This window comes from Micrococcus lylae NBRC 15355 (assembly GCF_001570885.1).
In the GTDB taxonomy this organism is placed as follows: Bacteria; Actinomycetota; Actinomycetes; order Actinomycetales; family Micrococcaceae; genus Micrococcus; species Micrococcus lylae.
This window is the reverse complement of sequence record NZ_BCSN01000015.1, coordinates 36,947-53,708: the sequence shown is the minus strand read 5'-3', so window position 1 is coordinate 53,708 and position 16,762 is coordinate 36,947. Positions and strand designations below refer to the sequence as shown.

Sequence of the window (16,762 nt, the reverse complement as noted above, 5' to 3'; positions counted from 1 at the left end):
ACTCGCCTCCGCCAGGCCCGTCGCCTCCCCGGTGCCCGGCAGGGCGCTCACGCGCCCGGCGGTGCGGGCCGCCTCCCCCTCGTCGCCGCGGACGGCGCGGTCGGGGGTCTCCACGTCCGCCAAGTCCCGGGCGAGCACGGCGCGCATGGCTTCGGACGGCTCGACGGCCGCCACCGAACCGACCTCCTCCACCGGCCGGGCGGCGAGCAGCCGGGTGAACAGGCCGGTGCCGGCGCCGAGGTCCACCACGTCCATGGGCGCCTCCAGCCCCTCGAGCACCCAGTCCACGGCGGCCTCCGGGTAGGAGGGGCGGACGGCGTCGTAGTGCTCGCCCTCCTGCACCGTCACGTCGAAGGGGTTCACCCCGCGGGTGCGGGTGATGGCGGCCCGGCCCGGCAGGGACGGGACGGCGGATGCGTCACCGGCGCCGCCGGCACCGGCCGACGCACCCCCTCCCCGGGCGGAGGCGAGATGCCCCGCGGAGGATGAGACGCCGTCGTCGGGAAGGATCACGAGGAGGCGAGGATCGCGCGGACCTGCTCCACGTCCGCATGCATCTGGGCCACCAGCTTCTCCACGCCCTCATAGGCCACCATGCCGCGGATGCGCGCGACGAACTCGACCTCGATGTGCTTGCCGTAGAGGTCGAAGTCCTCGACCCGCTCATCCGGGCGGTCGATCACGTGCGCCTCGACCACACGGCTCACGCCCTCGAAGGTCGGGTTGGTGCCGACCGAGATGGCGGCGGGCCAGACGCCGTCCTCGCCGTCGCGGACCCAGCCAGCATAGACGCCGTCCGCCGGGATCATGCCCTCGGAGTCGGCCGCCAGGTTGGCGGTCGGGAAACCGAGCTCGCGGCCGCGGGCGCAGCCGTGCACGACCTCGCCGGAGACCACGTGGTTGCGGCCCAGGACCGCGGCCGCCTCCGCGACCTCGCCGGCGGCCAGCGCCTCGCGGACCCACGTGGACGAGCAGCGGCGGTCCGGGTGCTCCGGCAGGGCAGCGGGGTACTCGTCCACCGCGATCACCTCGAAGCCGTGGGCGCGGCCCAGCTGCACCATCGTGTCGAAGTCGCCGGAGTTGTCCCGGCCGAAGCGGACGTCATGGCCCACCACCACCGCGGCGGCGTTCAGGCCGTCCACGAACATCGAGCGCACGAACTCCTCCGGGGTCTGCCGGGCGAACTCGAGCGAGTAGTGCTGCTGGAGCACGGCGTCCACGCCGGCGGCCTCGAGCAGGGCGATCCGCTGGCGTGGGCTGACGATGTCCTCGTGCGCCACGTGCGGCAGATGCACGGCGCGCGGATGCGGGGCGAAGGTCACCACTACCGCGGCATGGCCGCCGGCGCGGGCACGCTCCACCACGGAGGCCAGCACCTGACGGTGGCCGCGGTGCACGCCGTCGAAGTTCCCGAGCGCGACGACCGTGCTCGGCAGGTCCTCCGGCACCTGGTCCAGCGAGGTCCACAGTTTCATTCAGGACTCCTTCGGCTCGCGGTGGGTCAGCAGCCACGCCAGTCCCACGATCGGCAGCACCAGCGGCACGTAGCCGTAGCCGGCGCCGAAGTGCGACCACACGGTGGCATCCGCGAACAGCTCCGGGTGCAGGACGGTGGCCAGGCCCACTCCCACCACGCCGACCAGCTCGATGAGCACGGCCGCCAGGGAGACGAGCCAGGCGGTACGGCCGGTGCGTGCCAGGGACAGGGTGGCGATGATGTAGACGACCGCGGCGAACGCCGAGAGCACGTAGGCCACCGGGGCGCGGTCGAAGTGGCTGAGGATCTGGAAGAGGCTGCGGGCCAGCGCCGAGAGGGCGAAGACGGCGTAGACCATCACGATGATGCGGCCCAGCCCCTGGTTGCGGCGCGGCGGGGTCTGCAGTTCGGTGCTCATGGTCCTCCTCACCACTGTCCGTACCAGATGACCTGCATGCGGTGGAGCATGACCACCACGGTGGGGCCGGCGACGGCGAGCACCACGTTGGCCCACCGGGTCTTGTCCGTGATCGCCCAGGCCACGGCGAGCGGCGGGATCAGCAGGGCCGTGATCACATAGCCCCAGAACTCCCAGCCCGGACCGTTGAGGGTGTCCCCGGAGAACTGCCGGATCGCGCCGGCCACGCCGTAGACGATCAGGAACAGTTCGACGGCGGCGGCCGAGAGGATCGCCGAGTCCGCCGGGTAGCGGCGCACGACCGCCGCCACGAGGCAGATCAGCAGGGACAGGACGCCGATGACGGTGCCCGTCCAGAACCAGGCGTCCAGGATCACGGGCGGGGCTCCTTCTGTTCGTCCTGTTCGGCGGCGCCCGGGCCCTCCGACGGGGAGAACACCAGGTGCGGACGCGCGATGTCCTGCCCGCGACGGCGGGCGTCCTTGATCAGGGCGACGACGGTGCCGTCGCCGCGGCGGGCGGCGGTGAGCTCCTCACCGGTGGCCGTGGGCTCGATCGCGCGGCCGAAGGAGAGCTCCTCGGCCTCGGCGTCGGAGACCTCCCGCACGGGGAACAGGTCCGCGGCGGCCGCGGAGAGCTCGGTCATGGCGAAGCGCTCGGCGAGGGCCTCGAGGCTGTGGGCGTCGGCCACGTCGAACGGGCCGACCCTGGTGCGCCGCAGCATGGTCAGATGGCCGCCGACCTCGAGGGCCTCCCCCAGGTCGCGGGCCAGGGCACGGATGTACGTGCCGGAGGAGCAGTGGACGCGCACGTGAAGGTCCACCACGCGGCCGTCGTCCAGGCGGCGCATCTCGAGCACGTCGAAGGAGTGCACGGTGACGGGACGGGCGTCGAGCTTCACGTCCTCGCCCGCACGGACGCGGTCGTAGGCGCGGCGGCCGGCCACCTTCACAGCGGACACGGCGGAGGGGACCTGCTCGATGTCCCCGGTGAGGGCGGCGACCTGCTCGGCCACCCGCTCCTCGGTGACGGCGTTCGCCAGGCGGGTCTGCAGGACCTCGCCCTCGGCGTCGTCGGTGACGGTGGAGACCCCGAGCCGCACGGTGGCCTCGTAGACCTTGTCCGTGCCGGTGATGGAGGTCAGCAGGCGGGTGGCCTTGTTGACCCCGACCACGAGCAGGCCGGTGGCCATGGGGTCGAGGGTGCCGGCGTGGCCGACCTTGCGGGTCCCGGCCAGGCGGCGGATGCGCCCGACCACGTCGTGCGAGGTCCAGCCGCCGGGCTTGTCGACGAGGACAACCCCCGACGCCTCGGTGCCCGGGGCGTCGGGGGCTGCTGCGGTGCGCTGAGAGCTCACGGTCGGTGGGGCCTCAGGCTCGCTCGTCGTCGTTCTCGTCCGCGTGGCGGTACGGGTCCGCCTCGCCGGCGAAGGCGGCGCCCTCGCTGGACTTGGCGATCTGAGCGTCCCGCTCCCGGGCCGCGCGCAGCACCTCCTCGAGGTGGGCGGCCGCCTCGGGCACGGTGTCCGCGACGAACTCGAGGGTGGGCACCAGGCGGATCGTCAGGTTCCGGCCGACCTCGCGGCGCAGGATCCCTCGGTTGTCCTGGATGCCCTGGTGGGCGGCGGCGACGGTGTCGTCGTCGCCCAGCACGGTGTAGTACACGGTGGCGTGCTGGAGGTCGTTGGTCACGCGGACCTCCGTCACGGTCACCGGCTCCACACGGTCGTCCTTCACGCTGCGCCGCAGCGCCTCGGCCACGAGGACCTTGATGCGCTGGGCCAGCTTGGCTGCACGTGTCGGATCGGCCATGAGCTCACTTCCTTCCTGTGGCTGCGGGGCTGTCCTGCGTCCGGCGCAGGTCAGTCGCGCGGCTTCTCCTGCATCTCGAAGGTCTCGATGACGTCGCCTTCCTTGATGTCGTTGAAGCTGCCCAGGCCGATGCCGCACTCGTAGCCCTCGCGGACCTCGGTGGCGTCGTCCTTGAAGCGGCGCAGCGAGTCGATCTTGAGGTTGTCGGCCACCACCACGCCGTCGCGCACCAGGCGGGCCTGGGCGTTGCGGCGGATGAGACCGGAGCGGACGAGAGAGCCGGCGATGTTGCCCCACTTGGAGGAGCGGAACACCTCGCGGATCTCGGCCGAGCCGAGCTCGACCTCCTCGTACTCCGGCTTGAGCATGCCCTTCAGTGCGGCCTCGATGTCGTCGATCGCGTCGTAGATCACCGAGTAGAACCGCATGTCCACACCCTCCTTGTCGGCCAGCTCGCCCACGCGCTCGGCGGGACGGACGTTGAAGCCGATGATGATGGCGTTGTCCACGGTGGCCAGGTTGACGTCGTTCTGGGTGATCGCACCCACACCGCGGTGGATGACGCGCAGCTGCACCTCGTCCTCGCCCACATCGATCTTGAGCAGCGAGTCCTCGAGCGCCTCGACGGCACCGGACGCATCGCCCTTGATGATGAGGTTGAGGGTGTCCAGCTTGCCCTCGGCCACCGCCTGGTCGAACTCCTCCAGGGTGATGCGCTTGCGGCGCTTGGCCAGCTGGGCGTTGCGTTCGGCGGCCTCGCGCTTCTCGGCGATCTGACGGGCGGTGCGCTCGTCGTTGGTCACCAGGAAGGAGTCACCGGCGCGCGGCACGGCGGACAGGCCCAGAACCTGGACCGGACGGGAGGGCAGGGCCTCCTCCACGGCCTCGCCGTTCTCGTCGAACATGGCGCGGACGCGGCCGTGCGCCGAGCCGACGACCATGGTGTCGCCGACGCGCAGGGTGCCGGTCTGGACCAGGACGGTCGCCACGGCGCCGCGCCCCTTGTCCAGGTTGGCCTCGATGGCGACGCCGCGGGCGTCCTTGTCCGGGTTGGCCTGGAGCTCCAGGGCGGCGTCCGCGGTGAGCAGGACGGCCTCGAGCAGCTGGTCGATGTGCAGGTTCTGGCGGGCGGAGACGTCGACGAACATCGTGTCTCCGCCGTACTCCTCCGGCACCAGGCCGTACTCGGTCAGCTGGCCGCGGATCTTGTCCGGGGCGGCGGTGTCCTTGTCGATCTTGTTCACGGCGACGACGATCGGCACGTCGGCGGCCTGCGCGTGGTTCAGGGCCTCCACGGTCTGCGGCATGACGCCGTCGTCCGCGGCGACCACGAGCACGGCGATGTCGGTGACCTTGGCACCGCGGGCACGCATGGCGGTGAACGCCTCGTGGCCCGGGGTGTCGATGAAGGTCAGGCGACGCCGCTCACCCTGGTGGTCCACCGGCACCTGGTACGCGCCGATGTGCTGGGTGATGCCGCCGGCCTCGCCCTCGATGACGTTCGAGGAGCGGATGGCGTCGAGCAGGCGGGTCTTGCCGTGGTCCACGTGGCCCATGACGGTCACGACGGCCGGACGCGGCTCGAGGTCCTCGTCGTCCTCCTCGGCCTCCTCGGCCTCGAGGTCGATATCGAACGCCTCCAGCAGCTCCTTGTCCTCGTCCTCCGGGGACACGATCTGCACCTTGTAGCCGAGCTCCTCGCCCAGCAGCTGGAACGTGTCCTCGTCGAGGGACTGGTTGGCCGAGGCCATCTCACCCAGGGTGAACAGCACCTTCACCAGGTCCGCGACGTCCGCGCGGATCTTCTCGGCGAAGTCGGCGAGCGAAGCGCCCCGGCGCAGGCGAAGCACGGTGTTGCCGTCGCCCTTGGGGATCTTCACGCCGCCGATCTCGCGGGTGTGCTGCTGCTCGAACTCCTGGCGCTTCGCGCGCTTGGACTTGCGCCCCTTGCGCGGGCCGCCTCCACGGCCGAAGGCACCCTGGGCGTTGCCGCGGCCACGGCCGCCGAAGCCGCCGGGACGGCCGGGGCCACCGCCCGGACGGCCGCGGCCACCGCCGCGAGACGGGGCCGGGGCAGGGGTGATCTGCTTGGGCATCATCCCCGGGTTCGGACGCGGGGCACCCGGACGGGGGCCGCCTGCGGCCGGACGCGGACCACCGGCACCGGCACCCTGGCGGGGGCCGCCGGGGCGCGGGGCGCGGTCCTCACGGCCGGAGCGCATGCCCTGGCTGGAGGAGAACGGGTTGTTGCCCGGGCGCGGGCCGCCGCGGCCGCCACGGGCGCCCGGACGCGGACCGGCGGAGCCGGCCTTCGAGGTGAACGGGTTGTTGCCCGGACGGGGGGCTCCCGGCTTCGGGGCACCTGGCTTCGGCGCGGCGGCACCCGGCTTCGGGGCACCCGGCTTCGGCGCGGCGGCCCCCGGCTTCGGAGCCGAGGAGGCCGGCGTCGGCGCACCCGGCTTCGGGGCACCAGACTTCGGGGAGGCGGCACCCGGCTTCGGAGCCGCGGCACCCAGCTTCGGCGTGCCGGCCTGGGGGGCCTGGGCACCCGGCTTCGGGGCGGCGGCACCCGGCTTGGGGGCCGAGGATGCCGGGGCCTGCGGGGCGGCCGCCGACTTGGATGCTCCGGCCGCGGGCTTCGCGGCGGAGCTCTTGACTGCTCCGGCCGCGGGCTTCGCGGCGGAGCTCTTGGCATCGCCGGCCGGCGCGGAGCCGGCGTAGGCGTTGCGGAGCTTCTTCACGACCGGGGGCTCGATCGTGGAGGAGGCCGAGCTGACGAACTCGCCGAGCTCCTTGAGCTTGCTCAAGGCCTCCTTGGAAGGGATGCCGAGCTCCTTGGCGAGCTCGTGGACGCGGACCTTGGCCACGTTTCTCCTGTTCTGGCCTCCTCAGCGAGGCCGAACGGAACAGATGTGGTCCTCGTTCAGCCCGCCTTGAGACCGTCGGTGGTGTCCCAGACCGGGGCGTGCATCATGGTCGACGCCGCACGGCCTGCCTGACAGCAGGGGGTGATGTTCATCGTTGGGCACTCATGCTTCAGTGCTCATCGGGTACGCATCAGATCTCTGACCCGCCTTCGTCTTCTTGTCTCTTCAGCCGGCGCGCCTCCTCGAGGGCGGCGGTGTCCACCCGGGTCCGGAAGGACCGGGCGAAGCCGCCGCGGGCGAGGGCGCGTGCCGCACACTCCGGGTCGCGATGCACCCACGCACCGCGGCCGGGGCGCCGGCGTGCCTCGTCCCACTGCACGGATGGGGGGTCCGTGCTGCGGTCCAGGGCCACGCGCACCAGCTCTGTCTGATCCGCCTTCTCCCGGCACCCGACGCAGGTCCGCACGGGCGTCTGCGACGTCATGCGGGACTCCTCTGCACTGCGGGGACGAACCCCTGCCTGCAGGGGTGCCCGAAGGTGGACCTCTACGAGTCTAGCGCGTCCGCGGCGGATTCTCGCCCTCCGGGGTGCCGTCGCACATCAGGACGACGGCCCGCACACATCCTCGTGTGCGGGCCGTCACAGCGTGGCCGCCGGCAGGCGGCCTTCGCGCGGTGCGCGCTCAGGCCTGATCGGGCTCCGCCCCGTCACCGACGATGTCGATGCGCCATCCGGTCAGCTTGGCGGCGAGGCGGGCGTTCTGGCCCTCCTTGCCGATGGCCAGGGACAGCTGGTGCTGCGGGACCACGACGCGGGCCGAGTGGGCGGCCTCGTCCACGATCTCCACGGACACGGCCTTCGCCGGGGACAGCGCGTTGGCGATCATGGTCGCCGGATCGTCCGAGTAGTCGACGATGTCGATCTTCTCGCCGTTCAACTCCGTCATGACGGCGCGGACACGGGTGCCCATCTCGCCGATCGCGGCGCCCTTGGCGTTGATGCCCGCACGCGTGGCCTTCACGGCCATCTTGGTGCGGTGGCCGGCCTCGCGGGCCAGCGCCGTGATCTGCACGGCGCCGTCGGCGATCTCGGGGACCTCCAGCTCGAAGAGCTTGCGGACGAGGTTCGGGTGGGAGCGGGACAGGGTCACGGACGGGCCCTTCGCTCCGCGGACCGCGGAGACCACGTAGGCGCGCAGGCGGCGGCCGTGGCGGTAGTCCTCGCCCGGGGCCTGCTCCGGCGGGGGCAGGACGGCCTCGAGGGTGCCGAGGTTCACCTGGATCATGCGGGCGTTGTTGCCCTGCTGGATGACGCCGGAGACCAGTTCGCCCTCCTTGCCGCGGAACTCGCCGAGGACCCTCTCGTCGTCTGCGTCGCGCAGCCGCTGCAGGATGATCTGGCGGGCGGTGGAGGCGGCGATGCGGCCGAAGCCGTTCGGGGTGTCGTCGAACTCGCCGATCGCGGTGCCGTCCTCCTCGACCTCCGTGGCCCAGATGGTCACGCGTCCGGACTTGCGGTCGATCTCCGCGCGGGCCTGCTTCACGGCGCCCGGCGTACGGTGGTATGCCGTCAGCAGCGCCTGCTCGATGGTGGGGACGAGCTTGTCCAGCGGGATCTCCCGCTCCTTCTCCAGCATGCGCAGCGCGCTCATGTCGATATCCACTTATGCCTCCGTCGTATCTGCCGGGCCCTTCCCGTCACGGGCGGCGCCGGTGGACTGCTGACTTCCGCCCCACTCTACCTGGACGGCTCCGGTGCCGAGCTGTGCGAACGGGACGCGGACGGGGGCCAGCGTCTTGGCCGGCATGCCCTTCTTCGCGCCGGGTCGGTGCTCGGCGAGCTCCACGCCGTCCGCACCGACCTCGAGCACCCGGGCGGTGATCGGGGCGGCGCCGTCCACGGAGACCTCCACGAGCCGGCCGACGTTCCGCGCCCAGTGTCGGCGCTCGGTGAGCGGACGGTCGACGCCGGCCGAGGAGACCTCGAGCAGGTACTCCCCCGTGCCCACGCCGGGCACCGACTCGCCGTGGTCGTCCAGGGCGGCGGAGACCAGGCGCGACAGGCGGGCCACGGCGTCCATGTCCACGCCCTCGGCGCCGTGGGCGCGGTCCAGGGTCACCTGGACGGTGGGCACGTCCGCGGCACCGACGACGACCGCCTTCTCCACCACGAAGCCCTCCGGCTCCACGGCCGCGGCCACGATCTGCTCGAGGGCCTGCTGCGGCGACCCGGCGGCGGACTGGTTCTGCTCCTGCACGGCTGTGCGCTCCTCACCTTCTCGGCTCCGTTCCGGCCCGGGCGGCCGGTGCGGGGACCTGGACACTGTACCCGCACCGGCCTGGCACGGTGCAGGGGCCGCCGGCGCCGGATCAGCCCAGCAGCGGGGCGAGGGTGTCCCAGCCCAGGCGGAGGATGAGCGCGGCGACCACCACGAGGAAGACCACGCGGATGAACCCGGAGCCGCGGGCGATCGCCATGCGGGCGCCGATGTACCCGCCCAGCAGGTTGGAGACGCCCAGGACCAGGCCGATGCCGAGGACCACGTGCCCCTGGGGCAGGAAGAACGCCAGCGCGCCGAGGTTCGTGCAGAGGTTGACGATCTTCGCGGTGGCCGAGCCGTGGAGGAAGTCGTAGCCGAGCACGGTGACCAGCGCGATGATCAGGAACGTGCCGGTGCCCGGGCCCAGGACGCCGTCGTAGAAGCCGATCACCAGGCCGATGAGCAGCGCGCGCACCAGGTGGGCTGCGCCGGTGAACTTCAGCTGTTGGGAATGACCGAGCTGGGGGCGCACCGCGGTGAACACGGCGACGCCCACGAGGGCGACGAGGATCACGGGGCGGATGACGGCGGCCGGCAGCACGGCGGCCACGAGCGCCCCGCCGAAGCTGGCGGCCAGGGCCACCGCGGCGGTGGCGGCGGCCGTGCGCAGGTCCGGTCTGACGCGGCGGACGTAGGTGGCGGCGGAGGTGGCCGTGCCGAACACCGACCCCATCTTGTTGGTGGCCAGCGCCTGCACCGGCGTCAGGCCCGGGATGAGCATGACGACCGGCAGCTGCAGCAGCCCACCGCCGCCGACGACGGCGTCGATCCAGCCGGCGGCCAGCCCGGCGAGCACCACCATCAGCAGCAGGCCGACGGTGAGCTCAATCGGGCCGAACAGGTCCACCGCGTTCAGGCTTCCGGGTCGGCGGCGACGACGGCGGACACGGCCGCCACGACCTCGTCCACCGAGACCTCGCGGGTCTCGCCGGTGGCGCGGTCCTTGAGCTCGAGCAACCCCTCGGTGAGGCCGCGGCCGACCACGACGGCGGTCGGGATGCCGATGAGCTCGAAGTCCTTGAACTTCACGCCGGGGCTGACCTTGGTGCGGTCGTCCAGCAGGACGGTGTGGCCGGCCTCCTCGAGCCGCGCGGTGAGCTGCTCGGCGTAGGCGAAGGCGTCGGCGCCCTTGGCGGCGACCACCACGTGCACGTCGGCCGGGGCGACGGCGCGCGGCCAGACCAGGCCCTTCTCGTCGTGGTGGGTCTCCGCGATCGCGGCGACGCTGCGGGTGACGCCGATGCCGTAGGAGCCCATGGTCACCACGACCTGCTTGCCGTTCTGGTCCAGGACCTTCAGGTCCAGGGCCTCGGCGTACTTCCTGCCCAGCTGGAAGATGTGACCCATCTCGATGCCGCGGCGGGTGGTCAGGGCGCCGGTGCCGTCCGGGGAGGCGTCGCCTTCGCGGACGACGGTCGACTCGACCACGCCGTCCCAGGTGAAGTCGCGGCCGGCCACGAGGCCGAACACGTGCTTCTGGTCCGCGTTGGCTCCGGTGATCCAGGTGGTGCCGGCAGCGATGCGGGGGTCCACGAGGAAGGTGAGCCCGGAGACCGAGTCCTCGGCCCCGAGGACCTTCCGTCCGTCCGGACCCTCGCCGGGGCCGATGTAGCCCTTGACCAGGGAAGGGTGACGCTTCAGGTCCGCCTCGGTGGCGGCCTCCACGGTCGGCTCGCCGTGCACGCCCAGGGCCTCGCCCACGGACGCCTCGAGGCGCTTGAGGTCCACGTCGCGGTCGCCGGGGACGGCCACCACGAACTGGCGGCGCTCGTCGCCGTCCAGGACGGCGGTGAGCACGACGCACTTGAGGGTGTCGGCCGCGGTCCAGGGGCCGTCCTCGCGCGGGGCGAGGTCGTTGGCCACGTCCACGAGGGCGGCGATGGTGGTGGAGACCGGGGTGTCCTTGACCTCGGCGGCCGGCAGCGCGGCCATGGCCTCCTCGGACAGCGGATCCGGGGCCACGGAGGTCACGGCCTCCACGTTGGCGCGGTAGCCGCCCGGGGACTCGACGTAGGTGTCCTCGCCGATCGGCGAGGGGTGCAGGAACTCCTCGGAGCGCGAGCCGCCCATGGCGCCGGCGGTCGCCTGCACAGGCACGACCTCCAGGCCGAGCCGCTCGAAGATCCGCAGGTAGGCGGCACGGTGCGCGTCGTAGGCCTCCTGCAGGCCCTGGTCGTCCACGGTGAAGGAGTAGGAGTCCTTCATGACGAACTCGCGGCCGCGCAGCAGCCCGGCGCGCGGACGGGCCTCGTCGCGGTACTTCGTCTGGATCTGGTACAGGTACACCGGCAGGTCCTTGTAGGAGGAGTAGTGCTCCTTCACCAGGAGGGTGAACATCTCCTCGTGGGTGGGGGCCAGCAGGTAGTCGGCCTCCTTGCGGTCCTTGAGGCGGAAGACGCCGTCGCCGTACTCGTCCCAGCGGCCGGTGGCCTCGTAGGGCTCGCGGGGCAGCAGGGCCGGGAAGTGGACTTCCTGGCCGCCGATCGCGTCCATCTCCTCGCGCACGATGCGCTCGACCCGGGACAGCACCTTCAGGCCCAGCGGCAGCCAGGTGTAGATGCCGGGGGCGGCGCGCCGGATGTAGCCGGCGCGGACGAGCAGCCTGTGGCTCGCGACCTCGGCCTCGGCCGGGTCGTCGCGCAGGGTCCGCAGGAACAGGGTGGACATGCGCAGTGCCATGCGTGGGACTCCTTCGAGTCGTGCGGTCGGAGCGCCCGTTCTCCGGGCGAGGGATTCTCCGGGCGATCCTATCGCCCGTCCGGTCAGTACAGCACCGTGGCGAAGGTGCCGACCTGCTCGAATCCGACCCGCGCGTAGGTGCGCACGGCCGGCTCGTTGTAGGCGTTGACGTAGAGGCTCACATGGTCGGCGGTGCGCGCGGCGTACTGCACCACGGCCGCCATGGCCGGTGCCGCCAGCCCCTCGCCGCGGCGGTCCGGGCGCACCCAGACCCCCTGCACCTGCACGCAGTCCGTGCTGAGCACGCCGAGGTCCGCCTTGAACAGCGGCATCCGCCGGGGCGCCTGGCCGTCGTCCTCCCCCGGCTCGATCAGCACGCGCCCGGCCTGGATGAGCCGGTGGACACGGTCCCGGTAGGACGCCGCGCCCTGGCGCAGCGGGGAGAAGCCGAGTTCCTCTTCGAACATCGCCGCGGAGGCCGGCAGCACAGTGTCCAGGTCCGCCGGCTGTGCCTGCCGCAGCGTCGGGCTGGGCTGCACCGTGCCCGGTCCGCGGGCCACCATGAGCGGTTGGTCCGGGCGCACGGAGCGGGGCCGGTGTCCGTGGGAGGCGAGCATCGCCTCGATGCCGAGCACCTGGTCCGCCGGCCCGTAGAGGGAGCCGAAGCGGCGCCGCAGTGCGGCGGCGGCCCGGCCCAGGGTGAGGGCGTGGCGGGCGGCACCCGGGATCGCCAGGGGCACGACGTTCGACCCGACCCAGGCGACCGCTCGCAATGCAGCGGCGGGGCCGTCGTCGGGGTCCGCGACGCCCAGGAAGCAGGTGGCGGCGGTGCGGCCCCGCGGCCCGGTGCGGCGTCCGGCCTGCAGCAGGGAGGCGACGAAGACGTTCGCCACCGGGTCCGCGTCGGCCAGCTCCGCCACCTGCGGGGTGTCGGCGTCGGTCAGGAGCCGGGCGGCGCCTCCGGTGGCGGCCCGGACGTCCAGGTCAGTGGACGCTGACCACCGGGGCGCCGGCTGCGGCGTCGTCACCGCCGTCCTCCTCGAGGCCCATCTCGGCGGCGATGCGGCGGGCCTCCTCGATGAGGGTCTCCACGATCTGCTCCTCCGGCACGGTGCGGATGACCTCTCCCTTGACGAAGATCTGCCCCTTGCCGTTGCCGGAGGCCACGCCGAGGTCGGCCTCGCGGGCCTCGCCCGGACCGTTCACCACGCAGCCCATGACGGCCACGCGCAGCGGGACGGTGACGTCCTTCAGGCCCTCGGTGACCTCGTCTGCCAGCGTGTACACGTCCACCTGGGCGCGTCCGCAGGACGGGCAGGAGACGATCTCGAGCTTGCGCTCGCGCAGGTTCAACGACTGCAGGATCTGCAGGCCGACCTTGACCTCCTCCACCGGCGGGGCGGAGAGGGAGACGCGGATGGTGTCTCCGATGCCCTGGCCGAGCAGGTAGCCGAAGGCGGTGGCGGACTTGATGGTGCCCTGGAACTCCGGGCCGGCCTCGGTCACGCCGAGGTGCAGCGGCCAGTCGCCCTCCTGGGCGAGCAGCTCGTAGGCGCGGGCCATGATCACCGGGTCGTTGTGCTTCACGGAGATCTTGAAGTCCTTGAAGCCGTGCTCCTCGAACAGGGAGGCCTCCCAGACGGCGGACTCGACGAGGGCCTCCGGGGTGGCCTTGCCGTACTTCTTCAGCAGGCGCGGGTCCAGGGAGCCGGCGTTGACGCCGATGCGGATGGAGGTGCCGTGGTCCGAGGCGGCCTGGGCGATCTCCTTGACCTTGTCGTCGAACTTCTTGATGTTGCCCGGGTTGACGCGCACGGCGCCGCAGCCGGCCTCGATCGCGGCGAAGACGTACTTCGGCTGGAAGTGGATGTCCGCGATGACCGGGATGGTGGACTGCTGCGCGATCACCTTCAGCGCCGCGGCGTCCTTGTCGGTCGGGCAGGCCACGCGCACGATGTCGCACCCGGCGGCGGTGAGCTCGGCGATCTGCTGCAGGGTCGCGCCGATGTCGTGCGTCTTGGTGGTGGTCATCGACTGCACGGACACCTGGTGGTCCGAGCCGACGCCCACGGAGCCGACCTGGATCTGCCGGGTCTGCCGGCGCGGGGCCAGCACGGGCGGCGGGGCGGACGGCATTCCAAGGCTGACGGGCACTTCGGCTCCTAAGAGTTCAGACGCGGCTGGGGTGTTTCACTGGCGCGGCCCGGCGGGACCGCGCCCACCCATCCTAGGGGCTGTGGGGCCGCAGGGCAGGCCCCGGGTGACCCTCGCCTCTCCGTGTCCCTCCGGCGGCTTCACGACGACGGCAGCCCGCCCTGCACCGGCGGCGCACTTCGGGTGCGGGGCCGGTTCAGAACAGCCGGATCGGCTTGACGATGTCCGCGACGATGAGGATGACGCCCATGGCGAGCATGGCCGCGCCGACCACGTAGGTGAGCGGGAGCATGGTGGCCAGGTCGAACGGGCCGGGGTCCGCGCGTCCGGTGAGCTTCGCGAACCCGCGGCGCAGCTTCTCCCAGAGGGCGCCGGCCACGTGGCCGCCGTCCAGGGGCAGCAGCGGGATGAGGTTGAACACCATCAGGGCGATGTTCACGCTGGCCAGCAGGGACAGCAGCAGCGCCCCCTTGTCCTGCAGGGGCACGTCCTCGAGGGCGGCGGCCTCGCCGGCGATGCGGCCGACGCCCACCACGGACATGGGGCCGTTCGGGTCGCGCTCGACCGGGGTGACCACGGCGACGGCGGTGTCCCAGAGGCGCTGCGGCAGCACCAGGACGACGTCCACGACGCCGTGGATCTGCACGCCGACCTGTTCGACGGCGTCCAGCGGGGTGCCGCGCACGTTCTCGATCTGCGAGCCCATGCCGATGAACCCGACCTGCTCGGTCTTGGCGGTGCCGTCCGGGGCACGCTCGGGGCGGCCGAGGGCGTCGGTGACGGGACGCTCGGTCAGGCGCGGGGTCAGGGTGCCGGACATGGCCTGTCCGTCCCGGGTCCATTCGATGGCGGTGGGCTGGCCCGCGCGGGCACGGATGGCGGCGGAGAGCTCGTCCCAGGTGTGGACGGGCTGCCCGTTGAAGCTGGTCACGGTGTCCCCCGGCTCGAGGCCGGCGGCGTGGGCCGGGGCCACCGGGTCCCCGTCGCGGCACTCGGCCTGGCCGGCCTCGGCGCGCGACTGCTGCTCCTGGGAGGTCACCACGCAGCGGAAGACCTCCGAGGCCGTGGTGGTGGGGGTGGCGGTGCCGACGGACATGACCAGGACGGTCATGAGCACGAGGGCGATCAGCAGGTTCATGAACGGGCCGCCGAGCATGATGACGATGCGCTTCCACACCGGCAACTGGATGAACTGGCGGCCCTCGTCCGCCGCCGTGAGCTCCTCGGCGGCCTGGGTGCGGGCGTCGTGGGCCAGCTGGCCCATCTGCTGCACCAGCCCGGTGGAGGCGGTGCGGGCGGCCTGCCCGTCCTTCGGCGGCGGGAGCATGCCGACCATGGAGACGTAGCCGCCGAGCGGGATGGCCTTGAAGCCGTACTCGGTCTCCCCTCGGCGCCAGGAGACGATCGTCCGGCCGAAGCCGATCATGTACTGCGTGACGCGCACGCCGAAGAGCTTGGCGGGCACGAGGTGGCCGACCTCGTGCAGGGCGATGGAGGCGGCGATGCCGACCGCCATAGCCAGCACGCCGAGCACGAACCAGAGGACCTCCATGCTCACCACCGTCCGCGCGCGGCCTCGCGGGCCCACGCCTCGGCGGCGAGCACGGACTCCACGGTGAGCTCCTCCCCCACGCCGGGCACGGCGGCGGGGTCGTAGGAGTCCACCACGGCGCGGACGGTGTCCACGATCGCCGGGAAGGAGATCAGCCCGTCGTGGAAGGCGTCCACGGCCTCCTCGTTGGCGGCGTTGAACACGGCCATGTGGGTGGGAGAGGCCGCGGCGGCGGCCTTCGCGGCGGCGACGGCCGGGAACGTCTCCTCGTCCAGCGGCTCGAACGTCCAGGAGGTCGCCTGCGTCCAGTCGCAGCCGGGGGCGGCGCCGGGCACGCGGTGCGGCCAGCCCATGCCGAGCGCGATGGGCAGGCGCATGTCCGGCGGGGACGCCTGGGCCAGGGTGGAGCCGTCCACGAACTCGACCATGGAGTGCACCACGGACTGCGGGTGGACCACCACGTCGATCTTCTCCAGCGGCACGTCGAAGAGCAGGTGGGCCTCGATCACCTCGAGGGCCTTGTTGACCATGGAGGCGGAGTTGGTGGTGACCACCCGGCCCATGTCCCAGGTCGGGTGGGCCAGCGCCTCGGCCGGGGTGACGTCCTCCAGCTCGGCGCGGGTGCGGCCGCGGAACGGGCCGCCGGAGGCGGTGACCACGAGGCGGCGGACCTCGGCCGGGGTGCCGCCGAGCAACGCCTGGGCCAGGGCCGAGTGCTCCGAGTCCACCGGGACGATCTGCCCCGGGGCGGCCGCCTGCTTCACGAGCGCGCCGCCGACGATCAGGGACTCCTTGTTGGCCAGGGCGAGGCGGTGGCCGGCGTGCAGGGCGGCCAGAGTGGGCCGCAGGCCGATGGAGCCGGTCATGCCGTTGAGCACCGTGTCCGCACCGGGCCAGCCGGCGATCCGCTCGGCGGCCTCGGGCCCCACGAAGACCTCCGGGGACGGCACGTCCACGCCGGCCCGCTCCGCGGCGGAGGCCAGGGCGGCCCGCACCTGCTCCTCGGTGGCCGCGGCGGCGCCGACGGCCTCCGCACCGGTGGCGACGGCCTGCTCGGCCAGCAGCTCCACGTTCGCGCCCGCGGCCAGGGCCACGGCCGCGAAGCGCTCCGGGGCGCCGGCGATCACCTCCAGCCCCTGCGTGCCGATCGAGCCGGTCGAGCCCACGAGGGCGACGCGGCGCCGGGCGGGGACGGCGTCCTCGGCGGAGGCGCCGGACGAGGCGGACGGGGCGGAGGAGGAGACGGCTGCGATGCTCACCCGGCCATCCTACGGACCGTGCCGGACAGCATGCCGGGACGACGCCGGGATCTCGCCGGGAGCTGGCAGGGAGGTCATCGGGAGCTCGTCGGGAGACCCGGCGGGGCCGGCGGCCCGATGGCCTCGATGGATTCGGCGCACGCACCGGACACGCCGCCCCCGCACACGGCCGCGGGGCCGGACCGTGTCGGTCCGACCCCGCGGGTCGTGGAGGGCGTGGGCCC

The 16,762-nt window shown here is 72.7% G+C and carries 16 protein-coding genes; all 16 read right to left on the bottom strand.

Annotated features, from left to right (window positions below; genetic code table 11):
- A partial coding sequence (locus MLY01S_RS04860) for a class I SAM-dependent methyltransferase (RefSeq protein WP_169795138.1) occupies window positions 1-513 on the bottom strand: 513 nt, incomplete at its 3' end.
- Window positions 510-1,475 (bottom strand): bifunctional riboflavin kinase/FAD synthetase, encoded by a 966-nt coding sequence (locus MLY01S_RS04855; protein WP_067189824.1) that lies wholly within the window; start codon window positions 1,473-1,475, stop codon window positions 510-512. The genes MLY01S_RS04860 and MLY01S_RS04855, both read right to left, overlap by 4 nt.
- Window positions 1,476-1,895 (bottom strand): hypothetical protein, encoded by a 420-nt coding sequence (locus MLY01S_RS04850; protein WP_067189822.1) that lies wholly within the window; start codon window positions 1,893-1,895, stop codon window positions 1,476-1,478.
- Window positions 1,896-1,903: 8 nt separating this feature from the next.
- Window positions 1,904-2,272 carry a hypothetical protein gene (locus MLY01S_RS04845; RefSeq protein ID WP_082739718.1) on the bottom strand — a complete coding sequence of 123 codons (369 nt, stop codon included), beginning with the start codon at window positions 2,270-2,272 and terminating at the stop codon, window positions 1,904-1,906.
- Window positions 2,269-3,252, bottom strand: coding sequence for a tRNA pseudouridine(55) synthase TruB (gene truB, locus MLY01S_RS04840; RefSeq protein ID WP_082739715.1), 984 nt, complete (start codon window positions 3,250-3,252; stop codon window positions 2,269-2,271). Before truB ends, MLY01S_RS04845 begins: the two co-directional genes overlap by 4 nt.
- Window positions 3,253-3,265: 13 nt before the next feature.
- Window positions 3,266-3,706 carry a 30S ribosome-binding factor RbfA gene (rbfA, locus tag MLY01S_RS04835; RefSeq protein ID WP_067189820.1) on the bottom strand — a complete coding sequence of 147 codons (441 nt, stop codon included), beginning with the start codon at window positions 3,704-3,706 and terminating at the stop codon, window positions 3,266-3,268.
- A gap of 50 nt (window positions 3,707-3,756) precedes the next feature.
- A complete protein-coding gene (infB, locus tag MLY01S_RS04830) occupies window positions 3,757-6,573 on the bottom strand; it encodes a translation initiation factor IF-2 (RefSeq protein ID WP_067189818.1) in 2,817 nt (938 codons plus the stop codon).
- 190 nt (window positions 6,574-6,763) lie between these two features.
- Window positions 6,764-7,057: a YlxR family protein gene (locus MLY01S_RS04825; RefSeq protein WP_067189816.1), complete on the bottom strand. Its 294-nt coding sequence runs from the start codon at window positions 7,055-7,057 to the stop codon at window positions 6,764-6,766.
- A gap of 199 nt (window positions 7,058-7,256) precedes the next feature.
- The gene (nusA, locus tag MLY01S_RS04820; RefSeq protein ID WP_067189814.1) at window positions 7,257-8,237 is read right to left on the bottom strand and encodes a transcription termination factor NusA; all 981 of its coding nucleotides are present in this window, start codon (window positions 8,235-8,237) and stop codon (window positions 7,257-7,259) included.
- Entirely contained in the window at window positions 8,238-8,831 is a 594-nt protein-coding gene (gene rimP, locus MLY01S_RS04815; RefSeq protein ID WP_245232178.1) for a ribosome maturation factor RimP, read from the bottom strand.
- Window positions 8,832-8,943: 112 nt separating this feature from the next.
- On the bottom strand, window positions 8,944-9,696 hold the full coding sequence (locus MLY01S_RS04810) for a TSUP family transporter (RefSeq protein WP_067189842.1): 753 nt from the start codon (window positions 9,694-9,696) through the stop codon (window positions 8,944-8,946).
- Between the two features lie 50 nt (window positions 9,697-9,746).
- Window positions 9,747-11,573 carry a proline--tRNA ligase gene (locus MLY01S_RS04805; protein ID WP_067189811.1) on the bottom strand — a complete coding sequence of 609 codons (1,827 nt, stop codon included), beginning with the start codon at window positions 11,571-11,573 and terminating at the stop codon, window positions 9,747-9,749.
- 83 nt (window positions 11,574-11,656) lie between these two features.
- Window positions 11,657-12,601 (bottom strand): GNAT family N-acetyltransferase, encoded by a 945-nt coding sequence (locus MLY01S_RS04800; protein WP_067189810.1) that lies wholly within the window; start codon window positions 12,599-12,601, stop codon window positions 11,657-11,659.
- Window positions 12,558-13,709 (bottom strand): flavodoxin-dependent (E)-4-hydroxy-3-methylbut-2-enyl-diphosphate synthase, encoded by a 1,152-nt coding sequence (ispG, locus tag MLY01S_RS04795; protein WP_067189808.1) that lies wholly within the window; start codon window positions 13,707-13,709, stop codon window positions 12,558-12,560. The genes MLY01S_RS04800 and ispG overlap by 44 nt, the downstream gene beginning before the upstream one ends.
- A 214-nt stretch (window positions 13,710-13,923) precedes the next feature.
- The gene (locus tag MLY01S_RS04790; protein ID WP_067189840.1) at window positions 13,924-15,279 is read right to left on the bottom strand and encodes a M50 family metallopeptidase; all 1,356 of its coding nucleotides are present in this window, start codon (window positions 15,277-15,279) and stop codon (window positions 13,924-13,926) included.
- Window positions 15,280-15,281: 2 nt separating this feature from the next.
- A complete protein-coding gene (gene dxr / locus MLY01S_RS04785) occupies window positions 15,282-16,445 on the bottom strand; it encodes a 1-deoxy-D-xylulose-5-phosphate reductoisomerase (RefSeq protein WP_245232180.1) in 1,164 nt (387 codons plus the stop codon).
- Window positions 16,446-16,762: the final 317 nt, after the last annotated feature.

Excerpts from the sequence above, each read along its gene's own strand:
- MLY01S_RS04825 (WP_067189816.1), bottom strand. The coding sequence starts at position 7,057 with ATGACGTCGCAGACGCCCGTGCGGACCTGCGTCGGGTGCCGGGAGAAG.
- MLY01S_RS04850 (WP_067189822.1), bottom strand. The coding sequence starts at position 1,895 with ATGAGCACCGAACTGCAGACCCCGCCGCGCCGCAACCAGGGGCTGGGC.
- MLY01S_RS04810 (WP_067189842.1), bottom strand. The coding sequence starts at position 9,696 with ATGGTGGTGCTCGCCGGGCTGGCCGCCGGCTGGATCGACGCCGTCGTC.
- MLY01S_RS04790 (WP_067189840.1), bottom strand. The coding sequence starts at position 15,279 with ATGGAGGTCCTCTGGTTCGTGCTCGGCGTGCTGGCTATGGCGGTCGGC.
- rbfA (WP_067189820.1), bottom strand. The coding sequence starts at position 3,706 with ATGGCCGATCCGACACGTGCAGCCAAGCTGGCCCAGCGCATCAAGGTC.
- MLY01S_RS04855 (WP_067189824.1), bottom strand. The coding sequence starts at position 1,475 with ATGAAACTGTGGACCTCGCTGGACCAGGTGCCGGAGGACCTGCCGAGC.
- MLY01S_RS04805 (WP_067189811.1), bottom strand. The coding sequence starts at position 11,573 with ATGGCACTGCGCATGTCCACCCTGTTCCTGCGGACCCTGCGCGACGAC.
- ispG (WP_067189808.1), bottom strand. The coding sequence starts at position 13,709 with ATGCCGTCCGCCCCGCCGCCCGTGCTGGCCCCGCGCCGGCAGACCCGG.